The 19,305-nt window shown below is 72.3% G+C and carries 21 protein-coding genes; 13 read left to right on the top strand and 8 right to left on the bottom strand.

Features of this window, described 5'->3' with window-relative positions; translation table 11 throughout:
- Positions 1-28: 28 nt before the first annotated feature.
- Complete coding sequence (locus VKZ81_RS24755; RefSeq protein WP_324244070.1) at positions 29-328, bottom strand: DUF3024 domain-containing protein; 300 nt, start codon at positions 326-328, stop codon at positions 29-31.
- A gap of 75 nt (positions 329-403) precedes the next feature.
- Between VKZ81_RS24755 and VKZ81_RS24760 the strand changes: the two genes are divergently transcribed.
- Both VKZ81_RS24760 and VKZ81_RS24765 read left to right on the top strand, forming a co-directional pair.
- Positions 404-988 carry a peroxidase-related enzyme gene (locus VKZ81_RS24760; RefSeq protein WP_324244071.1) on the top strand — a complete coding sequence of 195 codons (585 nt, stop codon included), beginning with the start codon at positions 404-406 and terminating at the stop codon, positions 986-988.
- Positions 989-1,055: 67 nt separating this feature from the next.
- The gene (locus tag VKZ81_RS24765) at positions 1,056-2,150 is read left to right on the top strand and encodes a glycosyltransferase family 4 protein (RefSeq protein WP_324244072.1); all 1,095 of its coding nucleotides are present in this window, start codon (positions 1,056-1,058) and stop codon (positions 2,148-2,150) included.
- A 19-nt stretch (positions 2,151-2,169) separates the two neighbouring features.
- Here VKZ81_RS24765 and VKZ81_RS24770 read toward each other — a convergent pair whose 3' ends face one another.
- The 3 genes from VKZ81_RS24770 to VKZ81_RS24780 form a co-directional block, all read right to left on the bottom strand.
- Positions 2,170-2,925: an SDR family NAD(P)-dependent oxidoreductase gene (locus tag VKZ81_RS24770; protein WP_324244073.1), complete on the bottom strand. Its 756-nt coding sequence runs from the start codon at positions 2,923-2,925 to the stop codon at positions 2,170-2,172.
- Positions 2,925-3,779 (bottom strand): fumarylacetoacetate hydrolase family protein, encoded by an 855-nt coding sequence (locus VKZ81_RS24775; protein WP_324244074.1) that lies wholly within the window; start codon positions 3,777-3,779, stop codon positions 2,925-2,927. Before VKZ81_RS24775 ends, VKZ81_RS24770 begins: the two co-directional genes overlap by 1 nt.
- A gap of 88 nt (positions 3,780-3,867) precedes the next feature.
- Positions 3,868-4,416: a TetR/AcrR family transcriptional regulator gene (locus VKZ81_RS24780; protein WP_324244075.1), complete on the bottom strand. Its 549-nt coding sequence runs from the start codon at positions 4,414-4,416 to the stop codon at positions 3,868-3,870.
- Between the two features lie 86 nt (positions 4,417-4,502).
- On the opposite strand from VKZ81_RS24780, the gene VKZ81_RS24785 reads away from it, so the two are divergent.
- The 8 genes from VKZ81_RS24785 (at position 4,503) to VKZ81_RS24820 (ending at position 12,875) form a co-directional block, all read left to right on the top strand.
- Positions 4,503-5,663 (top strand): MFS transporter, encoded by a 1,161-nt coding sequence (locus VKZ81_RS24785; RefSeq protein WP_324244076.1) that lies wholly within the window; start codon positions 4,503-4,505, stop codon positions 5,661-5,663.
- A gap of 54 nt (positions 5,664-5,717) precedes the next feature.
- Positions 5,718-6,998: an L-fuconate dehydratase gene (locus VKZ81_RS24790; protein ID WP_324244077.1), complete on the top strand. Its 1,281-nt coding sequence runs from the start codon at positions 5,718-5,720 to the stop codon at positions 6,996-6,998.
- Entirely contained in the window at positions 6,991-7,953 is a 963-nt protein-coding gene (locus VKZ81_RS24795) for an aldo/keto reductase (protein ID WP_324244078.1), read from the top strand. Before VKZ81_RS24790 ends, VKZ81_RS24795 begins: the two co-directional genes overlap by 8 nt.
- Positions 7,950-8,792, top strand: a complete 843-nt coding sequence (locus tag VKZ81_RS24800) for an amidohydrolase family protein (RefSeq protein ID WP_324244079.1) — start codon at positions 7,950-7,952, stop codon at positions 8,790-8,792. The genes VKZ81_RS24795 and VKZ81_RS24800 overlap by 4 nt, the downstream gene beginning before the upstream one ends.
- A gap of 148 nt (positions 8,793-8,940) precedes the next feature.
- Positions 8,941-9,342: an RbsD/FucU family protein gene (locus VKZ81_RS24805; protein ID WP_324244080.1), complete on the top strand. Its 402-nt coding sequence runs from the start codon at positions 8,941-8,943 to the stop codon at positions 9,340-9,342.
- Positions 9,339-10,856 (top strand): sugar ABC transporter ATP-binding protein, encoded by a 1,518-nt coding sequence (locus VKZ81_RS24810; protein ID WP_324244081.1) that lies wholly within the window; start codon positions 9,339-9,341, stop codon positions 10,854-10,856. The genes VKZ81_RS24805 and VKZ81_RS24810 overlap by 4 nt, the downstream gene beginning before the upstream one ends.
- A complete protein-coding gene (locus VKZ81_RS24815; protein WP_414709468.1) occupies positions 10,853-11,860 on the top strand; it encodes an ABC transporter permease in 1,008 nt (335 codons plus the stop codon). Before VKZ81_RS24810 ends, VKZ81_RS24815 begins: the two co-directional genes overlap by 4 nt.
- Before the next feature lie 49 nt (positions 11,861-11,909).
- Complete coding sequence (locus VKZ81_RS24820) at positions 11,910-12,875, top strand: ABC transporter substrate-binding protein (protein WP_324244082.1); 966 nt, start codon at positions 11,910-11,912, stop codon at positions 12,873-12,875.
- Positions 12,876-12,954: 79 nt separating this feature from the next.
- Here the strand turns inward: VKZ81_RS24820 and VKZ81_RS24825 are convergent, their stop codons facing one another.
- Positions 12,955-13,629: a FadR/GntR family transcriptional regulator gene (locus tag VKZ81_RS24825; protein ID WP_324244083.1), complete on the bottom strand. Its 675-nt coding sequence runs from the start codon at positions 13,627-13,629 to the stop codon at positions 12,955-12,957.
- A 209-nt stretch (positions 13,630-13,838) separates the two neighbouring features.
- On the opposite strand from VKZ81_RS24825, the gene VKZ81_RS24830 reads away from it, so the two are divergent.
- Entirely contained in the window at positions 13,839-14,678 is an 840-nt protein-coding gene (locus VKZ81_RS24830) for an AAA family ATPase (protein ID WP_324244084.1), read from the top strand.
- Between the two features lie 4 nt (positions 14,679-14,682).
- Here the strand turns inward: VKZ81_RS24830 and VKZ81_RS24835 are convergent, their stop codons facing one another.
- Genes VKZ81_RS24835 through VKZ81_RS24845 form a run of 3 tightly spaced genes read right to left on the bottom strand, consistent with a single transcriptional unit; the run spans position 14,683 to position 17,310 of the window.
- A complete protein-coding gene (locus VKZ81_RS24835) occupies positions 14,683-15,447 on the bottom strand; it encodes an amino acid ABC transporter ATP-binding protein (RefSeq protein WP_324244085.1) in 765 nt (254 codons plus the stop codon).
- Positions 15,444-16,370: an amino acid ABC transporter permease gene (locus VKZ81_RS24840; RefSeq protein ID WP_324244086.1), complete on the bottom strand. Its 927-nt coding sequence runs from the start codon at positions 16,368-16,370 to the stop codon at positions 15,444-15,446. The genes VKZ81_RS24835 and VKZ81_RS24840 overlap by 4 nt, the downstream gene beginning before the upstream one ends.
- Positions 16,371-16,374: 4 nt before the next feature.
- Positions 16,375-17,310: an ABC transporter substrate-binding protein gene (locus VKZ81_RS24845; RefSeq protein ID WP_324244087.1), complete on the bottom strand. Its 936-nt coding sequence runs from the start codon at positions 17,308-17,310 to the stop codon at positions 16,375-16,377.
- A 209-nt stretch (positions 17,311-17,519) separates the two neighbouring features.
- Here VKZ81_RS24845 and VKZ81_RS24850 point away from each other — a divergent pair, with 209 nt between their 5' ends.
- Together VKZ81_RS24850 and pdhA are read left to right on the top strand one after the other, a co-directional pair.
- Complete coding sequence (locus VKZ81_RS24850) at positions 17,520-17,906, top strand: antitoxin (RefSeq protein ID WP_324244088.1); 387 nt, start codon at positions 17,520-17,522, stop codon at positions 17,904-17,906.
- Between the two features lie 204 nt (positions 17,907-18,110).
- Positions 18,111-19,304, top strand: coding sequence for a pyruvate dehydrogenase (acetyl-transferring) E1 component subunit alpha (pdhA, locus tag VKZ81_RS24855; RefSeq protein ID WP_324244089.1), 1,194 nt, complete (start codon positions 18,111-18,113; stop codon positions 19,302-19,304).
- Position 19,305 lies beyond the last annotated feature (1 nt).

A 19,305-nucleotide genomic window follows, 5' to 3' on the forward strand; every position in this document is an offset into this window, starting at 1 on the left:
GGCTGAACACCAGCAGGCCGGAGGGCGCCTACGCCCGCACCTGGTCGAGCAGCTCGATCGGGTCGGCCCCGGTCGAGTCGGGTTGCCACTCGCCGCGCCCGGCGGGGCGCTCCAGCTGCCACCGGTCGCCCTGGCGGACCAGGCGCGCCACCGGCGTGGCCGACCAGGCGGCGCCCAGTTCCGGGTAGGCGGGTGGCCTGCGCTCGAGGATCGTGATCGCGTCGCCGTGGATCGTGTAGGCGACCTGACGGGTGTCGCGCTCCTCAGCGGGGACGCGCGCGGCACACCAGTGCGACAGCCGCGTGCGGATCTCCTCGGGCACGGCCATGTCCGCATCGTCCCTGTTCGGCGGGCCGTCGTCGGGCGCTATGAGGGGGAAGCTCGCGGGGGTTAGCGTCGGGGTATGACGGATTCCGCCCCCGTGAGCCGGTTCGGCCACGTCGAGCTGGAGGACATGCCCGAGGACCTGCGGGCCCGGGTGGGCGCCATCGCCGAGAAGTCGGGCTTCGTGCCGAACGTGTTCCGCGCGCTCGCCCGCAGGCCCGCCGAGCTGCGCGCGTTCCTCGACTACCACGACGCGCTCATGAACTCCGACGAAGGGCTGAGCCGGGCCGAGCGGGAGCTCGTGGTCGTGGCCACGTCGGGAGCGAACCACTGCACGTACTGCGTCGTTGCCCACGGGGCGATCCTGCGGGTGCGCACGAAGGACCCGGAGATCGCCGACCGGGTCGCGACCAACCCGTGGGGTGTCGAGCTGAGCAGGCGGGAGCGGGCTATCGTCGACCTGGCGCTGCTCATCGCCACCGACTCGGCGTCGCTCACCGAGGCCGACCTCGACGCGGCGCGCGCCGCGGGCCTCACCGACGAGGAGATCTGGGACGTCGGCGCCATCACGGCGCTGTTCGCGATGTCCAACCGGCTCGCGCACCTGACCGCGCTGCGGCCGAACCCGGAGTTCTACCTGATGGGGAGGCTGCCGCGGTCCTGAGCCCGCGCGCACCTGCGCGCAACCGCCCGTACACGTGCCCGTGACCGAGAACGGAGACGATCAGTTGATGGGGAACCTGTTCGGCAAACGGGCGGCGATCGTCTCCTACCGGCTGGGCATGGCCGACGGCGTGTCGGTCACGGCGGCCCAGTGGGCCAGCGCGCTGCAGCTCATCGGCATGCGGGTGCGCACGGTCGCGGGCGACGGCGAACCGGACGTGACCGTCCCGGGCCTCGCCCTCGACGCGGAGCGGCCGCCGTCGCGGCACGAGCTGGCCGCCGCCCTCGACGATGCCGACGTCGTGATCGCCGACAACATCTGCTCGCTCCCGATGAACATGGCCGCGGGCGACGCGGTGGCCGACTACCTGCGCGGGCGCCCCGCCGTGCTGCGCCACCACGACCTGCCCTGGGAACGCGAGTGGTACGCCGACATCACCGCGTGGCCGCCGGACGACCCGCAGTGGCGCCACGTCACCGTCAACGAGCTCGCCAGGGCCCAGCTCGCCGAGCGGCGCGGGATCGCGGCGACCACGATCTACCACGGGTTCTCCGAACGGCCCCGCCCGGAGGCCCGCGCCGACGTCCGCGCCGCCCTCGGCGTCGGCGACGGCGAGCGGCTGGTCCTGCAGCCGACGCGGGCGATCCCGCGCAAGAACGTCGACGTGGGCATCGCGATCGCCGAGAGGCTCGGCGCCACGTTCTGGCTCACCGGGCCCGCCGAGGACGGCTACGCGGGCGAGCTGGAGCGGCTGGTGCGGGCCGCGCGGGTGCCCGTCCGGCGCCGGCTGCCCGCCGGGGTGGACATGGCGGCCGCCTACGCCGCGTGCGACGCGGTGGTCCTGCCCTCCTCGTGGGAAGGGTTCGGACTGCCGCTCATCGAGGCCGCCCTGCACCGCAGGCCCATCGTCGTGGCCGACTTCCCGGTGGCGGCGGAGCTGCGGGCGTTCGGCTTCCGCTGGTTCCCGGTCGACGACCCCGGCCGGCTGGAGGCCTGGCTCGCCGATCCGGACACCACCCTGCTCGACCACAACGAGAAGATCGCCGTGGAGCACTTCGGCATCGACGCGCTGGCCCGCCGCCTGGAACGGCTGCTGACCGGCGCGCCGGTGTGCCACCACGCCCTCGGCGGCAGCGCCGGCTGCGACTGCCTGACCGCGTGACCGGGGCCGGGAGCTGCGGCTAGTTCTTCGGACGCAGCCGCAGCTCCTGCATCCCGCCGTCCACGGCGAGCACGATGCCGGTGGTCGAGGTCGAGCGCGGGCTCGCGAGGTAGGCCACGGCGCCCGCCACCTCGTCGGCCGACACGAGCCGCCCGTGCGGCTGGCGCGCCTCGAGGGCCGCGCGCTCCGCCGCCGGGTCCTCGGCGCGCTCCAGCAGCCTGCCGATCCACGGGGTGTCGGCGGTGCCCGGTGCGACGGCGCAGACCCGGATGCCCTCGGCGAGGTGGTCGGCCGCCATGGCCCGGGTGAGGGCGTGCACGGCGCCCTTGCTCGCGCTGTAGGCGGCCCGCTGCGGCAGGCCGGCGGTGGCCGCGATCGAGCCGGTGTTCACGATGGCCGCCGACGGCGACCGGCGCAGCGCGGGCAGGGCGGCCCGGGTGACGCGGACCATCCCCAGCAGGTTCACGTCCAGCACCCGCAGCCACTCGTCGTCCGGGTTGTCGGCGACGGTGCCCTGCGCGCCGATCCCGGCGTTGTTCACCAGGATGTCGAGGCGGTCCCACTCCTGCAGCACGCGGTCCACCGCGGCCCGCACCGACGCGTCGTCGGTGACGTCGGCCTGCACGGCGAGCGCGCCCTCGGGCGGGGTGCTCACGTCCCGGTCCAGCACGGCGACGCGGGCGCCGTCGGTCATGAGGCGCCGCGCGATGGCCGCCCCGATGCCGGACGCCCCGCCCGTGACGACCGCGACCAGCCCGTCGAACTCCCCCGCCATCAGCGGGCCTCCACGAACGTGTGGCGCTGGCGGCCGAGGCCCTCGACCTCGATCTCGACCACGTCGCCCGCCTTCAGGTACGGGAAGCGGCCCGACAGGCCCACGCCCTGCGGGGTGCCGGTGATCACCAGGTCGCCCGGCTCGAGCGTCATGTACTGCGACAGGTGCCAGACGAGGAACTCGACGTCGAAGATCATGTCCTTCGTCGTGGAGTCCTGGCGCGGCTCGCCGTTGACCCAGCTGCGCAGGCGCAGGTTGCGGTGGTCGACCTCGTCCGGCGTGACCAGCCACGGGCCGGTGGGGCAGAACCCGGGCGCGCACTTGCCCTTGCTCCACTGGCCGCCGGAGACCTCGAGCTGGGCGTAGCGCTCGGACAGGTCGTCGGCGGCCACGAAGCCGGCCACGTGGGCGAGGCTCTGCTCGGGGGAGTCGAGGTACGCGGCGGTGCTGCCGATCACGAGCCCGAGCTCGACCTCCCAGTCGACCTTGGCGTTCTCGCTGCGCGGCATGGCCACGTCGTCGTCCGGGCCGCCGACGGTGTTCGGCGTCTTGAAGAAGATCACCGGGTTCTCCGGGGGCGGCGAGCCGGACTCGGCGGCGTGCGCGGCGTAGTTCATCCCGATGCAGATCACGGCGCCGGGGCGGGCGATCGGCGCGCCGACCCGCAGGTCCGCCGCCCCGTCGAGCACGGGGAGCGAGCCCGCGTCCGCGGCCGCCCGCACCTCGTCCAGGCCGCCGCGGGCGAGGAAACCACCGTCGATGTCGCGGGTGATCCCGCGCAGGTCGTAGGTCGCGGCGTCGGTGACGAGGGCGGGGATCTCGGCTCCGGCGGGTCCGAGGCGGGCGAGCTTCATCGCGGCTCCAAGACGAATCGAGAGGGGCAAAGATCTGATGTCCCGGAGGGAACCTACCTCCCGAGTGCGCGGTGATCGACCCCGCGGGTCACGGCCGGGTCGCCAGCAGCGCGGCGGCGATCCGCTTCGCCCGGTGCGCGGGCCCCGGTCCGCGCTCGCGGACGGCGCTCACGATGGCGCCGTCGATGAGCAGCAGGAACTGCGCGGCGAGCTCGGCGTGGTCGGCGCGGCCGAGTCCGGCGAGCCAGCGGTCGAGGTCGGCGACGACCGCCTCCTTGTGGGCCACCGCCGCGCGGTGCAGCGGGTGGTCCGGGTCCACGAACTCGATCATCGTGCGGATGGCGGCGCAGCCCCGCAGCGCGGAGGTGCCGAAGCGCTCGGCGAGGGCGTCGAACAGCGCGGTCGGGTCGTCGCCCGCCTCCTCGACGGCGTGGGCGAGCCACTCGCGGAAGCGCTCGTCGTAGCCCCGGAGCATGGCCAGGACCAGGTCGTCCTTGCTCGGGAAGTGCCGGTAGAAGGACGCCCGGCCGACGCCGGAGACCGACAGCAGGCGCTCGACGCCGACGGCCCGGATCCCCTCCTCGTAGAACAGCTGCTCCGCGGCCGCGACCAGGCGATCGCGGGCGTGTGTCGGCATGGCCACACGGTAGCGGGCCTCGACCCGGATGGAACCGATCGGTTCCGTCCGGGTGGAACCGATCGGTACCGAATTGAGGAGAAGGCATGCGCGACGCGCCGCCCGACGCGCGCTGGCGCTCGCACGCGGTCGTTCTGGCCACCGGGACGTTCGCGGTAGGCACCGACGCGTTCGTCATCGCCGGGCTGCTCCCGTCGATCGCCGAGTCGCTGCAGGTCAGCGTCGGCCGGGCCGGCCAGCTGGTCACCGTCTTCGCGCTCGCGTACGCGATCTCGGCGCCGCTCGTGGGCGCGCTCGCCGCCGGGTGGCCGCTGCGCACCACGGTTCTCGCAGCGCTCGTGGTGCTCGGCGCGGGCAACGCGCTCACCGCGCTCGCGCCCACCTACTCGCTCGTGCTGGCCGGACGGGTCGTCGCGGCGGTCGGTGCGGCGCTCTACACCGCGAGCGCGACGGCCGCCGCTGCCGCGCTCGCCGGCCCGGCCCGCCGCGGCCGGGCGATCGCGATCGTGATCACCGGGAGCACGTCCGCGCTGGTGCTCGGCACGTCGACCGGTACGGCGGTCGGCTCGGCGCTCGGGTGGCGGGTCACGCTGTGGCTGGTGGCCGGGCTCAGCGCGGTGGCGGGCGCCGTGGTCGCGGTGCGCCTGCCGCTGCTGCGCCGGGCGGCCGCGCCCGCGGGCCCCCGGTTCGCCCCGCTGTTCGACCGGCGGGTGCGCGGCGTGCTGGCCTGCACGTTCGTCGCGTTCCTCGGGATCTTCGTCCCGTACACGTACTTCAGCGCGGCGTACGAGCCGACCACCGGCGGTGACGGGGCGCACCTCGCGGGCCTGCTGCTGGTGTTCGGGGTGGGCGGCACCGTCGGGAACCTCTCCGCGGGCGCGCTCGCCGACCGGTTCGGCGCGCGGCGGGTGATCGTGTCGGTCACCCTCGCCCTCGCCGCGGTGTTCGGCGCCCTCCCGCTGCTGCAGGGGTCGTTGCCGCTGGCCGTCGCGGCGGCCGTGGTGAGCGGGGTGCTGTCGTTCGGCGTCACGGCGCCCGCGCAGCAGCGGCTGGTCACGCTCGCGCCGGGGGCGGGGCCGGTGCTCACGGCGCTGCACCAGTCCGCGGCCTACTTCGCCGTCTCCGCCTCGGGGGTGGTCGGCGCCGTCGCGGTCGACGGCTGGGGCGGGGGTGCGGTCGGTCCGCTCGGCGCGGCCCTCCTGCTCGCCGCCGCGGCGCTCGCGGGGGCGCGCCTCCAACCGCCTTGACCGCTAGACATCCGATGTCTACCGTGAGCGCGCATCTGGCAGAAAGGACTGCGTGTGAGCCGCATCACCGCTCTCGAGACCGCGGACGTGCGGTTCCCGACCTCGCTCCAGCTCGACGGGTCGGACGCGATGAACCCGGACCCCGACTACTCGGCGGCGTACGTCCGCGTGGTCACCGACGCGGGCGACTCCGGCCACGGGTTCGTCTTCACGATCGGCCGCGGCAACGACGTGCAGGTCGCGGCGATCGAGGCCCTCGCGGGGCACCTCGTCGGCAAGGAGGTCGAACCGCTGCTCGCCGCGATGGGCGCGACGTGGCGCGACCTCGTGCACGACTCCCAGCTGCGCTGGCTGGGCCCGGAGAAGGGCGTCATGCACATGGCCATCGGCGCGATCGTGAACGCGCTGTGGGACCTGCGCGCCAAGCGGGAGGGCCGGCCGCTGTGGCAGGTGCTCGCCTCGATGACGCCCGAGGAGCTCGTCGAGCTCGTCGACTTCCGCTACCTCACCGACGCGCTCACCCCCGACGAGGCGCTGCAGATCCTGCGCGACGCCGAGCCGGGCCGGGCCGAGCGGCAGGAGCTCCTGCTGCGCGAGGGCTACCCCGCCTACACCACGACGCCCGGCTGGCTCGGCTACGACGACGAGAAGCTCGCGCGGCTGTGCCGGGAGGCCGTCGAGGAGGGGTTCGAGCAGATCAAGCTCAAGGTCGGCGCCGACCTGGCCGACGACGTGCGCAGGCTGCGGATCGCCCGCGAGGTGGTCGGCCCGGACGTGCGCATCGCCGTCGACGCCAACCAGCGCTGGGACGTCGCCGACGCGATCGCGTGGGTGAAGGAGCTGGCGAGCTTCGACCTCGCCTGGGTCGAGGAGCCGACCAGCCCCGACGACGTGCTCGGCCACGCCGCCATCGCCCGGGGCATCGCCCCGATACCGGTGGCCACCGGGGAGCACATGGCCAACCGGGTGATGGCCAAGCAGTTCCTCGCCCACGACGCGCTGCAGGTGCTGCAGATCGACGCCACGCGCGTGGCGGGCGTCAACGAGAACGTGGCGATGCTGCTGCTCGCGGCCAAGTTCGGGGTGCCGGTCTGCCCCCACGCAGGCGGCGTCGGCCTGTGCGAGGCGGTGCAGCACCTGGCCATGTTCGACCACGTCGCCGTGTCCGGTCGGCGCGACGGGCGGATGATCGAGTTCGTGGACCACCTTCACGAGCACTTCGTCACGCCGGTCCGGGTGACCGGCGGCCGGTACCGCACGCCGACCGAGCCGGGCGCGGGGACCGAGATGCACCGGGCCTCGCTCGCCGAGTACTCGGTGGCGCGCCATGCCTGACCGGGTCCCCGAGCTGGGGAGGCTCGGCTACGGCGGGGCCAACCTCGGCAACCTCTTCACGGCGATGTCCGACGAGCAGGCCCACGCGGTGCTGCAGGCGGCCTGGGACGCGGGCATCCGCTACTTCGACACCGCACCGCACTACGGGCTCGGTCTCGCCGAGCGCAGGCTCGGCGCGTTCCTCGCCACCAAGCCGCGCGACGAGTTCGTCGTCTCGACCAAGGTGGGGCGGCGGCTCGTACCCAGCCCGGAAACATCAGATGAGTTGGACGAGGAGGGCGGGTTCGTGGTGCCCGCCGATGTCCGCCGGGTCTGGGACGCATCGCCCGACGGCGTGCGCCGCAGCCTCGAGGAGTCGCTCGGACGGCTCGGCCTCGACCGGGTGGACATCCTCTTCCTGCACGACCCCGACGAGTACGACGACATGGAGGGCTCCGTCGCGAGCGCCGTGCCCGCGCTGGTCGGGCTGCGCGAGGAGGGCGTCGTGCGGGCCGTCGGGATCGGCTCGAAGTCGGTGGCGGCCCACCTGGCCGGCGTCCGCGCGGGCGATGTGGACCTGCTGATGGTCGCCGGCCGCTACACGCTGCTCGAACAGCCCGCGGCGCCCGAGCTGATCCCGCTGTGCCGGGAGCGCGGGATCGGCATCGTCGTCGCGGGCGCGTTCAACTCCGGCCTGCTGTCGACGTCGGAGCCCGGGCCGGGGGCACGCTACGAGTACGGCGACGCCCCGGCCGAGGTCGTGGAGAAGGCGAGGCGGCTCGCGGCCGAGTGCCGCGCGTTCGGGGTCGAGCTGCCGGCCGCCGCGCTGCAGTTCCCGCTGCGCGAGCCGGCCGTCCGCTCGATCGTGCTCGGCGCCACCGAGCCGGCGCACATCGAGCAGAACGTGGCCAGGGTCGCCGCGCCGATCCCCGAGGAGCTGTGGCAGCGGCTCGCGGCGGAGGGGTACGTGCCGTGATCGACGCGCACCTGCACCTGTGGGACCTGCAGCGCAGCGCCTACTCCTGGATCACCCCCGAGCTGGGGCCGCTGCACACCACGATCACCGCGGAGCGGGCGCACGCCGAACTCACCGCGGTGGGCGTCGAGCGGGCGGTGCTCGTCCAGGCCGAGGACTCGGTGACCGACACCGAGTTCATGCTGGAGGTCGCCGCCGAGCACGACTGGGTGGCGGGCGTCGTGGGGTGGGTGCAGCTGGACGCCCCGGCCGTCGCCGCCGAGCAGCTGGAGCGGTTCACCGCCGACCCGGCGTTCTGCGGGGTGCGCCACCTCGTGCACGACGACCCGCGCGACGAGTTCCTCGCGCTGCCCGCCGTGCGGACGTCGCTGCGCCTGCTCGCCGAGCGCGGGCTGCCCTACGACGTGCCGGACGCGTGGCCGCGCCACCTCGCCGCGACCGCCGAGCTCGCCGCCGCGCTGCCCGAGCTCACGGTCGTGCTCGACCACCTGGGCAAGCCGCCGCACGGCAAGCCGGACTTCCCGGACTGGCGGGAGGCCTTCGCCGCCGTCGCCGCCCGCCCCAACACCGTGGCGAAGGTGTCGGGGCTGCAGGTGCGGGGTGAGCCGTTCACGGTGGAGCGGATCCGGCCGGCGTGGGAGGAGGCGCTCGAGCGCTTCGGGCCCGACCGCCTGATGTGGGGCAGCGACTGGCCGATGACGTTGCTCACCGCCGGGTACCGCGGGACCTGGGAGGTGGTGGAACAGCTCCTCGGCGAGCTGACCGACGAGGAGCGCGGCAAGATCCTCACCGGCACCGCGCGGCGGGTCTACCGCCTCGGACGAACAGGAGACGCATGAGCGCGAGCGGGCCGGCGCCGTCCTGCGGAGGAGGCGTGCAGGGGGCGAGGGACGAGCGACCGAGCACCGGCGGAGCGGGACGGCGCCGGAAAGGCGCACGGGCCGCCGGAGCGAGGTCAAGGCGATCGGAATTGGAGGAGTGACGCGCGTGCTCTCCGGCATCCACCCGCTCCTGACCGGGCCGCTGCTGCTCCACCTCGACGCGATGGGGCACTCGGACGCGGTCGTGCTCGCCGACGCGCACTTCCCGGCCCACCGGCTGGGCAGCCGCGTGCTCGACCTGCCCGGCGTCGCGACGCCGGACCTCATGGCCGCGATCCGCACCGTCGTGCCGCTGGACGACGCGCCGGCCGTGGACCTCATGGCCACGCCCGACGGCGCGCGGCTGCCCGTCCAGGAGGAGCTGATCTCCGCGGCGGGCACCGACGAGGTGCGCTTCCTCGACCGGTTCGCCTTCTACGACGCGGCGGCCCCCGCCTACCTGATCGTGCGCACCGGGGAGACCCGCGTGTACGGCAACGCGATCCTGCGGAAGGGCGTCGTCACATGACGGAGACACCGCTGCTCGAGGCCAGGGGCGTCGGGAAGAGGTTCCCCGGCGTGCAGGCCCTGCAGGACATGCACATCGAGCTGCGCCGCGGCGAGGTGCTCGCCCTCGTCGGCGAGAACGGCGCCGGCAAGTCCACCCTGATGAAGCTGCTGTCGGGCATCTACACCCCCGACGAGGGCGAGTTCTTCCTCGACGGCAAGCCGCTCGTGGTCTCCGGCCCGCGCGACGCGCTGGAGAAGGGCATCAGCATCATCCACCAGGAGTTCAACCTGATGCCCGACCTCACGGTCGCGCAGAACATCTTCATCGGCCGCGAGCCGCGGGCCGGGCGGTTCTTCCTCGGCGACCGGGCCCTCGAGGCGCAGGCCGCCGAGCTGCTCGACCGGCTGCACATGCCGCTCACGCCGCGGGAGCGGGTGGGCGACCTGACCGTCGCGAAGCAGCAGATGGTCGAGATCGCCAAGGCGCTGTCCTACGAGCCCCGCATCCTGATCATGGACGAGCCCACGGCGGCGCTGAACGACGCCGAGGTGCGCACCCTGCACGACCTCATCCGGCGCTTCATCGGCCCGGAGACCGGCGTCATCTACATCTCGCACCGGATGGACGAGCTGAAGCGGATCAGCGACCGGATCACGGTCATCCGCGACGGCCGCTACATCGACACCCTCGACACGGCCACCACCACGATGCCCGAGGTGATCTCGCGGATGGTGGGCCGGGAGATCGTGGGCGACTTCCGTCCCGAGGGCGTGCGGCCGGACCGTCCCGTCGTGCTGAAGGTGCGCGGGCTGACCACGAAGGACCTGCTCAAGGACGTCTCGTTCGAGCTGCGCGAGGGCGAGATCCTCGGCTTCGCCGGCCTGATGGGCGCCGGGCGCACCGAAGTGGCCCGCGCGCTGGTCGGTGCCGACCCGATCGAGTCGGGCACCATCGAGCTGCGCGGGCAGCCGGTGCGGATCACCTCGCCCGCCGAGGCGGCCGAGCACCGCATCGGCTACCTGTCGGAGGACCGCAAGAACCTCGGGTTGCTGCTCGAGCAGGACGTCAACGCCAACATCGGGCTCAGCTCGATCCGTGAGCGGTTCCAGAGGTGGGGGTTCGTCAAGGACAAGGCGATGCGGGCCCGCTCGCGCGAGCTGGTCGAGTCGCTGCGCATCCGAACCCCCTCGATCGACCAGACCACCAAGTTCCTCTCCGGCGGCAACCAGCAGAAGGTCGTCATCGCCAAGTGGCTGGTCAAGGACTGCGACATCCTGATCTTCGACGAGCCGACGCGCGGGATCGACGTGGGCGCCAAGGAGGAGATCTACCGGCTGCTCAACGAGCTCGCCGCCCAGGGCAAGTCGATCATCATGATCTCCTCCGAGCTGCCGGAGGTGCTGCGCATGTCGCACCGGATCGTGGTGATGAGCGAGGGCCGGGTCACCGGGCAGCTCGAGGCAGCCGAAGCCACCCAGGAGAAGGTCATGCACTTCGCCACCATGCGTCCGGAGACGGAGGCCGTCAGTTGACCACCCCCACCGCCACCGAGGAGCAGCAGAAGAGCGTGTCCACGGGCGTGCGCGACACCCTGCGGGCCGGGCTCCAGCAGTTCCTCGCGTTCGCGAGCCTGATCGTCATCTTCGCGTTCTTCTCGGTGGTCAGCCCGAACTTCTTCAACTACGGCAACGTCACCAACATCCTGTTCTCGACCGTCGTCATCGGCACGCTCGCGCTCGGGACCACGTTCGTGATCATCACGGGCGGGATCGACCTGTCGATCGGCACCGGGATGGCGCTGTGCGCCGTGATGTCCGGCGTGCTGATCGTCAACGCCGGGATACCGCTGCCGATCGGCGTGCTCGGCGCGATCCTCTTCGGCGGGCTGATCGGGCTGGTCAACGGCCTCAACGTGGCCGTGCTCAAGCTCCCGCCGTTCATCGCGACGCTCGCGATGATGCTGGTGGCGCAGGGTCTCGCGCTCGTCATCTCCGACAGCGCGCCGATCTACTTCGACCAGACGCCCGCCTACATCGACATCTCGATCGGCAGCATCATCCCCGGCACGAACTTCCCGAACGCGGTGCTGATCCTGGCGCTCGCGGCGGTGATCGCGGGCGTGCTGCTCAACAAGACGGTGCTCGGCCGCTACACCTACTCCATCGGCAGCAACGAGGAGGCCACCGCGCTCTCCGGGATCGACGTCCGCCGCTGGAAGATCGTCATCTACACGCTCGCCGGCCTGTTCACCGGCCTGGCCGGGGTGATGATCTCCGCCCGCCTCGGCTCGGCGCAGCCGGCCACCGGGATGGGCTACGAGCTGCAGGCGATCGCCGCCGTCGTGATCGGGGGGACCTCCCTCTCGGGCGGCAAGGGGTCGATCGTCGGTACGGTCATCGGCGCCCTGATCATCTCGGTGCTGAACAACGGGTTGCAGATCATGTCGATCCCGCAGGAATGGCAGAACGTCATCCTCGGCTGCGTGATCCTGCTCGCCGTCTACGCGGACCGGGCGCGCAAGGGCGCCACCGCCTGACCAGTAGATTTCACCCCCACCAAGCTCGACCAAGGGAGCTCGATCGACAATGCGGATCCACCGGATCGGCGCGGCCATCGCGGCGGCCGCCTTCGCCCTGACGGCCGCGGCGTGCGGCGGTTCGTCCGACGAGGGACAGGGCGGCGACCAGCCGTACCTCGCCATCGTCTCCAAGGGCTTCCAGCACCAGTTCTGGCAGGCCGTCAAGCAGGGCGCCGAGCAGGAGGCGGCCGAGCAGGGCATCCGGATCAGCTTCGAGGGCCCGGCCAGCGAGTCCGAGGTCGAGGCCCAGGTGACCATGCTGCAGAACGCGCTCGGTCGCCAGCCGGACGTCCTCGGCTTCGCGGCGCTCGACTCGCGGGCGGCGGCCCCGCTGCTGCAGCAGGCGCGCGCCCAGAACATCCCCGTGATCGCCTTCGACTCCGGGGTCGACAGCGACATCCCGCTCACCACGGCGGCCACCAACAACAAGGCCGCCGCGGCCGAGGCCGCCAAGCACATGGCCGAGGCGATCGGCGGCACCGGGAAGGTCGCCCTGGTCGTGCACGACCAGACCAGCAAGTCCGGCGCCGACCGCCGCGACGGGTTCATCGAGTGGATGCAGGCCAACGCGCCCGGCATCGAGGTGCTCGAGCCCCAGTACGGCGGCGGCGACCAGGCGAAGTCGGCCGACATCACCAAGGCGATCATCGCCGCGAACCCGGACCTCAAGGGCATCTACGGTGCGAACGAGGGCTCGGCGATCGGCGTCATCCGCGGTGTGCAGGAGAGCGGGGCCCAGGGCCTTGCGATCGTCGGGTTCGACTCCGGCTCCGGCCAGATCGAGGCGATCCGCAACGGGCAGATGCTCGGCGCGGTCACCCAGGACCCGATCGGCATGGGCCGGGCGCTCGTCGACGCGGCGGTGAAGGCCATCAACGGCGAGCCGCTGCCGCCGGTCATCGACACCGGCTTCTACTGGTACGACCAGAGCAACATCGACAGCGACCAGATCAGGCCGCTGCTCTACGAGTGAGCCGGCACCGGCTCCCTGCTGATTTGCCGGAAGGCCACCTCCCCGCGACGCGGGGGGTGGCCTTCCGGTCGTTCTGGGCTCAGCCCATCGCCCGGCGCAGCCACTGCGCCACGCCGTCGATGTGCACCGTCGCGTGCGCGGCCGCCAGCGTCGCGTCGCCCCTGGCGAGCGCGTCGACGATCGCGCGGTGCTCGGTCAGCGTGCGTTCCACCGCGCCCTCCTCGGACAGGCCGCGCCAGATCCGCGCCCGCAGCGTCGAGCTGGACAGGGTGTCCAGCAGGCTCGTCAGGTAGGCGTTGCCGGCGAGCTCGTTGATGTAGCGGTGGAAGACCTGGTCGTGGGCCACGAGGTCGTCCACCGACGTCGTGCCGTGCACCTGCTCGAGCAGGTCGTGCAGGTGCGCGATGGCGTCGGCGTCGGCGCGGGGCGTGGCGAGCGTGACCGCGGCCGGCTCGAGGATCCGCCGCACCTCGAACAGCTCCAGCACCGACGAGTCCTGGTGGATGTCGACGATGAACGACATCGCGTCGAGCAGGATGTCCGGGGTCAGGCTCGTGACGTACGTGCCGTCGCCGCGGCGCACGTCCAGCACGCGGATCACTTCGAGCGCCTTCACGGCCTCCCGCAGCGAGCTGCGCGACAGCCCCAGCGCCTCGGACAGCTCCTTCTCCGGCGGGAGCCGGTCCCCGGGACGCAGCTCGCCGGAGCGGATCATCGCCTTGATCTTGAGGATCGCCTCGTCGGTGACGGCCACCTCACGAGTTTGTCAGCACGCGGGCCTAGCGTCTGCCCGGTGTTGACCACGCTGGCCGTCGAGAACTACCGGTCGCTGCGCGACCTCGTGCTGCTGTCGCGGCTCACGGTGGTCACCGGGGCTAACGGGAGCGGCAAGTCCAGCCTCTACCGGTCGGGCTGCGGCTCGGCTTCGCGGGCGACGAGTTCGGCTACGCCCTCGACCTCGGCATGCCCGTCCCCACCGACACGGTGTTCAACCGCGACCCCGAGTTCAAGCGGGAGTGCGTGTGGCGCGGCCCGGTGCTCCGGCAGGCCACCCTGCTCGCCGACCGGGCGGGGCCGGTGGTGCGCACGCGCGACGAGAGCGGCGCCTGGGGCGGGGAGCCGCACCGCATCTCCCCCACCGACAGCATGCTCACCGCGTTCGCCGACCCGCGGATCTCGCCCGAGGTGCTGCTGCTGCGGGAGCGCATCCGCTCGTGGCGGTTCTACGACCACTTCCGCACCGACGCCGACGCCCCGGCGCGCAAGGCCCGGGTGGGCACCCGCACCCCGGTGCTCGACCACGACGGCGCCGACCTCGCGGCGGCGCTGCAGACGATCCGCGAGGTCGGGGACGCCGACGCCCTGCACACGGCCGTCGACAACGCCTTCCCGAGGTCGCGGCTCGCGGTGGCGGTGGCCGAGGACGGTCGGTTCGCGCTGGAGTTCCACCAGCAGGGCCTGCTGCGCCCGCTGTCGGCGGCGGAGCTGTCCGACGGCACGCTGCGCTACCTGCTGTGGGTCGCGGCGTTGCTCACCCCGCGCCCGCCCGAGCTGCTGGTGCTGAACGAGCCGGAGACGAGCCTGCACCCGGACCTGCTCCCCGCCCTCGCGGCGCTGATCGCGAACGCCGCATCCCGGACCCAGGTCGTGGTCGTCACCCACGCCCGCCCGCTCGTGCGCGCGCTGGAGGCCGTCGACGACCCCGAGGCGACCACGCTGGAGCTGGCCAAGGAGCTCGGTGCCACCGTGCTCGCGGGGCAGGACCTGCTCGACCGCCCCGCGTGGCACCGGCCGAAGCGCTGAGGCCCTAGAGCACCTTCGACAGGAACGACTTGGTGCGCTCCTGCTGGGGGTTGGACAGCACCTCGCGCGGGTCGCCCGACTCCACCACCCGGCCCTCGTCCATGAACACGAGCTGGTCGCCCACCTCGCGGGCGAAGCCCATCTCGTGGGTCACGACGACCATCGTCATGCCGTCCTTCGCCAGCCCGCGCATGACGTCGAGCACCTCGCCGACGAGCTCGGGGTCGAGCGCGGAGGTGGGTTCGTCGAACAGCATGAGCCGCGGCTCCATCGCCAGCGCCCGCGCGATCGCCACCCGCTGCTGCTGGCCGCCGGACAGCTGCGCGGGGTAGGCGTCGCACTTGTCGGCGAGGCCCACCCGGTCGAGCAGCTCCACGGCGCGTTTGCGAGCCTCCCGCTTGGGTTCCCCCCGGACGGTGCGCGGCGCCTCCATGACGTTCTCGGCCGCCGTCATGTGCGGGAAGAGGTTGAACCGCTGGAACACCATGCCGATGTCGCGGCGCTGGCGCGCCACCTCGGACTCGCGCAGCTCGTAGAGCTTGCCGCCGTGCTCCCGATAGCCGATCAGCTCGTCGTTGACCCGCATCTGCCCGGCGTCGATCCGCTCCAGGTGGTTGATGCAGCGCAGGAACGTGGACTTGCCGGAGCCGGACGGGCCGATGATGCACGTGACCTCGCCGGGCTGGACGACGAGGTCGATGCCGCGCAGCACCTCGACGCGCCCGAAGCTCTTGTGCACGTCGATCGCCTCGACCATGGGAACGCTCATCCGTGCACCCCACCCTGCTCCGCGCTCCGCCGGAAGAGGCGGGCCCCTGCGCCGGTCTGGCCGACGTCGACGCCGCGCCCGTAGTAGCGCTCGACGTAGTACTGCCCGATGGACAGAAGCGACGTGAGCGCCAGGTACCAGATGGCGGCCACGATCAACAGCGGGATCGTCTGGAAGTTCGTGGAGTAGATCCGCTGCACCGAGGTCAGCAGCTCGAAGTAGCCGATCACGACCACGAGCGAGGTGGTCTTCAGCATCCCGATCGTCTCGTTCCCGGTCGGCGGGATGATCACCCGCATCGCCTGCGGCAGCACGATCCGCCGCAGCGTCTGCGCCCGGGACATGCCGAGCGCACCCGCCGCCTCGGTCTGGCCGCGGTCCACCGACTGCAGCCCGCCGCGCACGATCTCGGCCATGTAGGCCGCCTCGTTGAGGCCGAGGCCGAGCAGGCACGCGGCGAACTGGTTGATCAGCTGGTTGGTGTCGAACGAGACGAACTCCGGCCCGAACGGGATGCCGAGCGACAGCCGCGGGTACAGCGCGGCCAGGAAGTTCCAGAACAGCAGCTGCGCGATCAGCGGCGTGCCGCGGAGCAGCCAGATGTAGACCGCCGACACCCAGGACAGGACCGGGTTCGGCGACAACCGCATGATCGCGAGCGCGATCCCGCCGACGATGCCGATCAGCATCGACAGCGCCGTGAGGATCAGCGTGTTGCGCAGCCCGTTCAGGACCGGCGGCGAGAACAGGTACTCCCCGACGATGTGCCACCGGAAGTTGTCGTTGGTGAGCACCGTGTTGACGAACATCGCCGCCAGCACGGCGAGCACCGCGACGGCCAGCCACCGGCCGGGGTGGCGCACCGGCACCGCTTCGATCGGCTTCGGCCGTCGCTGCTCCTGCTCGACGGGAGGAGAAGCCACCGCGTCAGCTCCGGATCTCCGCGGTCGAGATGGCGCCGTCGCTCACGTTCCACTTCTCGAGGATCGCCGCGTAGGTGCCGTCGTCCATCAGCGACTGCAGGGCGGCCCGGATCGCCTCGGCGAACTCGCCCTGGTTCTTCTTCACCACGATGCCGTACGGCGCGGTGTCGTAGGTCTCGCCGATCTGCTCGACGGCGCCCTGCGTGGTGGTCTCCGCGTAGGAGATGACGGGGGAGTCGGCGAGCATGGCGACGATCCGGTTCGCGGTGAGCGCCAGCGTCACGTCGGTCTGCTGCTGCAACTCCGACATCTGGATCTCCGGCTTGCCCGCGGCCCGGCACGCCTCGTTGCGCGCGGTGAGGTCCTCGACCTGGATCGTGCCGCGCTGCACGCCGACCGCGAGCCCGCACAGGTCGTCGGGGTTGACGTTCTGCGGGTTGCCGGCGGCGACGGCGATGCTGGTGCCCGCCGTGAAGTAGCTGATCATGTCGACGGCCTGCACGCGCTCGTCGTTGATGGTGAACGACGACATCGAGATCTCGTAGTTGCCGGCCTCGACGCCCGGGATGATCCCGTCGAAGGAGGTGTTCTCGAACTGCGCCTCGAGCCCCAGCTTCTGGGCGATCGCGGTGCCGAGGTCGACGTCCATGCCGATGATCGTGGTGCCGTCGGTGTCGGTGAACTCGTTGGGCGGGTAGGACGCGTCCAGCCCGAACTGCAGCACGCCGTCGGAGGCGATCTCCTGGGGCACCATCGCGGCGAGCGCGTCGTCACGGGACACGGTCGGCACCGACTCGGTGGGGGCGGCGCCGCCGGAGGCGGGGTCGCCGGCGGGTGGCGCTCCGCCGCTGCCGTCGCCGCCTGCGCCGCACGCCGCGAGCAGGGCGGTGAGCGCGGCTGCGCCGAGCGCGACCGGGAACGAACGGCGGATGGCGGGCACGGTGAACCTCCTCGTGGGCGGTGAGTACGCCCGGATGCTGCCACCCGGACGTCATTCGGACACCTCGCTGGTGGTCACTGTTGTGTGACAACACCGAGAGTGATTCGGTCCGAAAGGCCCGTGAGGAGCCGGGCTAGGTTGGGTACCCCCGGAACCGGCAGACACCGTGTGCGCGTTGTCCGCGGTGAGACCACTCAACGGAGGACCCGATGGCCCTGATCAAACGCCTGGCACTGCTGGCCACCGCGGCCGAGGCGGCCCGGCGCTACGCGAAGAGCAACCCGGACAAGGCGGCCAAGTACCTCGACCAGGCCGCCGAGTTCGTCGACAAGCAGACCAAGGGCAAGTACTCGGGACAGATCCGCGGCGTGGCCGACAAGGCGAAGGGGCTCGCCGGGATCCGGCAGACGCCCGGGTTCGGCGCCAGCGGCGGCAACGGCCAGACGCAGGGCTACGACAACAACGCGGGGTTCGGCAGAACCTCCGACTACTCGGCGCCCCCGCCGCCGCAGCAGCAGACCGGCACGGCCGGATTCAGCGAGCCGGCGAAGGAGCAGCCCGGCACGGCCGGCTTCAGCGAGCCTCCGAAGAGCTAGCGAGAACCCCCTCGAACGGCACGTCCCGGACCCACCGGGACGTGCCGTTCGGCATGTTCGCAGCTACCTCCCCCCGGGCCCGGTGCCGTGTCAGGATGACGCTTGAGCCGGTCGGGGAACCGCACCGGGGTGTCCTCGACCGGACGCGCCCCGACTTGCGACCCGCCACGAACGGGAGCAGGTCGACGAGCACGAGGAGGCACCGTGTCCGTACCGCAGGACTGGAGTCCGCCCACCGCGGGCGACGTTCAGGGATCGCGGCCCAGCCGCGAGCACGTGGTCGCCGGCCTGAAGGCCACCGACGAGGGGGACCCGGAGCTCGTACAGCTCCTCACCCCCGAGGGCGAGCGGGTGTCCGATCCCCGCTTCGACGCCTACGCCGCCGACGTCGACGCCGACGCCCTCCGCAGCCTGTACCGGGACCTGGTGCTGGTCCGCCGGTTCGACCGCGAGGGCAACGCGCTGCAGCGCCAGGGCCAGCTCGGGATCTGGGTTCCCCTGCTCGGCCAGGAGGCGGCGCAGATCGGCGCGGGACGCGCGATGAAACCGCAGGACATGGCCTTCCCGTCCTACCGCGAGCACGGGGTGGCGTGGACGCGCGGGGTCGACCCCACCGAGCTGCTCGGCATCTTCCGCGGCACCGACCACGGCAGCTGGGACCCGAAGGCCACCCGCTTCCACCTCTACACCATCGTCATCGGCAACCAGGTCCTCAACGCCACCGGCTACGCGATGGGCCAGCGGTTCGAGGGCAAGGTCGGCGAGGGCCCCGACACCGAGGCCACGATCTGCTTCTTCGGCGACGGCGCCACCAGCCAGGGCGACGTCCACGAGGGGTTCGTGTGGGCGGCCGTGTACGACGCACCGGTCGTCTTCTACTGCCAGAACAACCAGTGGGCCATCTCCGAGCCGACCGAGCGGCAGAGCCGGGTGCCGCTCTACAAGCGCGCCGCCGGCTACGGCTTCCCGGGGATCCGGGTCGACGGCAACGACGTGGTGGCCTGCCTCGCGGTCACGCGCTGGGCGCTGGAGGAGTGCCGGTCCGGCAACGGCCCGGTGCTGATCGAGGCGTTCACCTACCGCATGGACGCCCACACCACGTCCGACGACCCGTCCCGCTACCGCCTCGCCGACGAGCTGGAGCTGTGGAAGCTCAAGGACCCGATCGAGCGGGTGCGCGTCAACCTCGTGCGCGAGCACCACGTCGGGCAGGAGTTCTTCGACGAGGTGCAGGCCGAGTCCGACGAGCTGGCCGCCCGGTTCCGCGAGTTCTGCGTGAACATGCCGCAGCCCGCGCCCGACCGCATGTTCTCGCAGGTCTACGCGGAGCCGTCGCCGGTGCTGGAGGCGCAGCGCGCCGCCTTCCTCTCCTACCACGCCTCGTTCGAGGGGGTGTGAC

The sequence above is a fragment of the Pseudonocardia sp. genome (assembly GCF_035305885.1).
Classification (GTDB): domain Bacteria; phylum Actinomycetota; class Actinomycetes; order Mycobacteriales; family Pseudonocardiaceae; genus Pseudonocardia.

Bases quoted from the DNA above. Each gene is read 5' to 3' on its own strand.
- VKZ81_RS24760 (WP_324244071.1), top strand. From the start codon at position 404: ATGACGGATTCCGCCCCCGTGAGCCGGTTCGGCCACGTCGAGCTGGAG.
- VKZ81_RS24765 (WP_324244072.1), top strand. From the start codon at position 1,056: ATGGGGAACCTGTTCGGCAAACGGGCGGCGATCGTCTCCTACCGGCTG.
- VKZ81_RS24850 (WP_324244088.1), top strand. From the start codon at position 17,520: ATGGCCCTGATCAAACGCCTGGCACTGCTGGCCACCGCGGCCGAGGCG.
- VKZ81_RS24780 (WP_324244075.1), bottom strand. From the start codon at position 4,416: ATGCCGACACACGCCCGCGATCGCCTGGTCGCGGCCGCGGAGCAGCTG.
- VKZ81_RS24835 (WP_324244085.1), bottom strand. From the start codon at position 15,447: ATGAGCGTTCCCATGGTCGAGGCGATCGACGTGCACAAGAGCTTCGGG.
- VKZ81_RS24795 (WP_324244078.1), top strand. From the start codon at position 6,991: ATGCCTGACCGGGTCCCCGAGCTGGGGAGGCTCGGCTACGGCGGGGCC.
- VKZ81_RS24775 (WP_324244074.1), bottom strand. From the start codon at position 3,779: ATGAAGCTCGCCCGCCTCGGACCCGCCGGAGCCGAGATCCCCGCCCTC.
- VKZ81_RS24810 (WP_324244081.1), top strand. From the start codon at position 9,339: ATGACGGAGACACCGCTGCTCGAGGCCAGGGGCGTCGGGAAGAGGTTC.
- VKZ81_RS24820 (WP_324244082.1), top strand. From the start codon at position 11,910: ATGCGGATCCACCGGATCGGCGCGGCCATCGCGGCGGCCGCCTTCGCC.
- VKZ81_RS24830 (WP_324244084.1), top strand. From the start codon at position 13,839: ATGCCCGTCCCCACCGACACGGTGTTCAACCGCGACCCCGAGTTCAAG.
- VKZ81_RS24770 (WP_324244073.1), bottom strand. From the start codon at position 2,925: ATGGCGGGGGAGTTCGACGGGCTGGTCGCGGTCGTCACGGGCGGGGCG.
- VKZ81_RS24785 (WP_324244076.1), top strand. From the start codon at position 4,503: ATGCGCGACGCGCCGCCCGACGCGCGCTGGCGCTCGCACGCGGTCGTT.
- VKZ81_RS24755 (WP_324244070.1), bottom strand. From the start codon at position 328: ATGGCCGTGCCCGAGGAGATCCGCACGCGGCTGTCGCACTGGTGTGCC.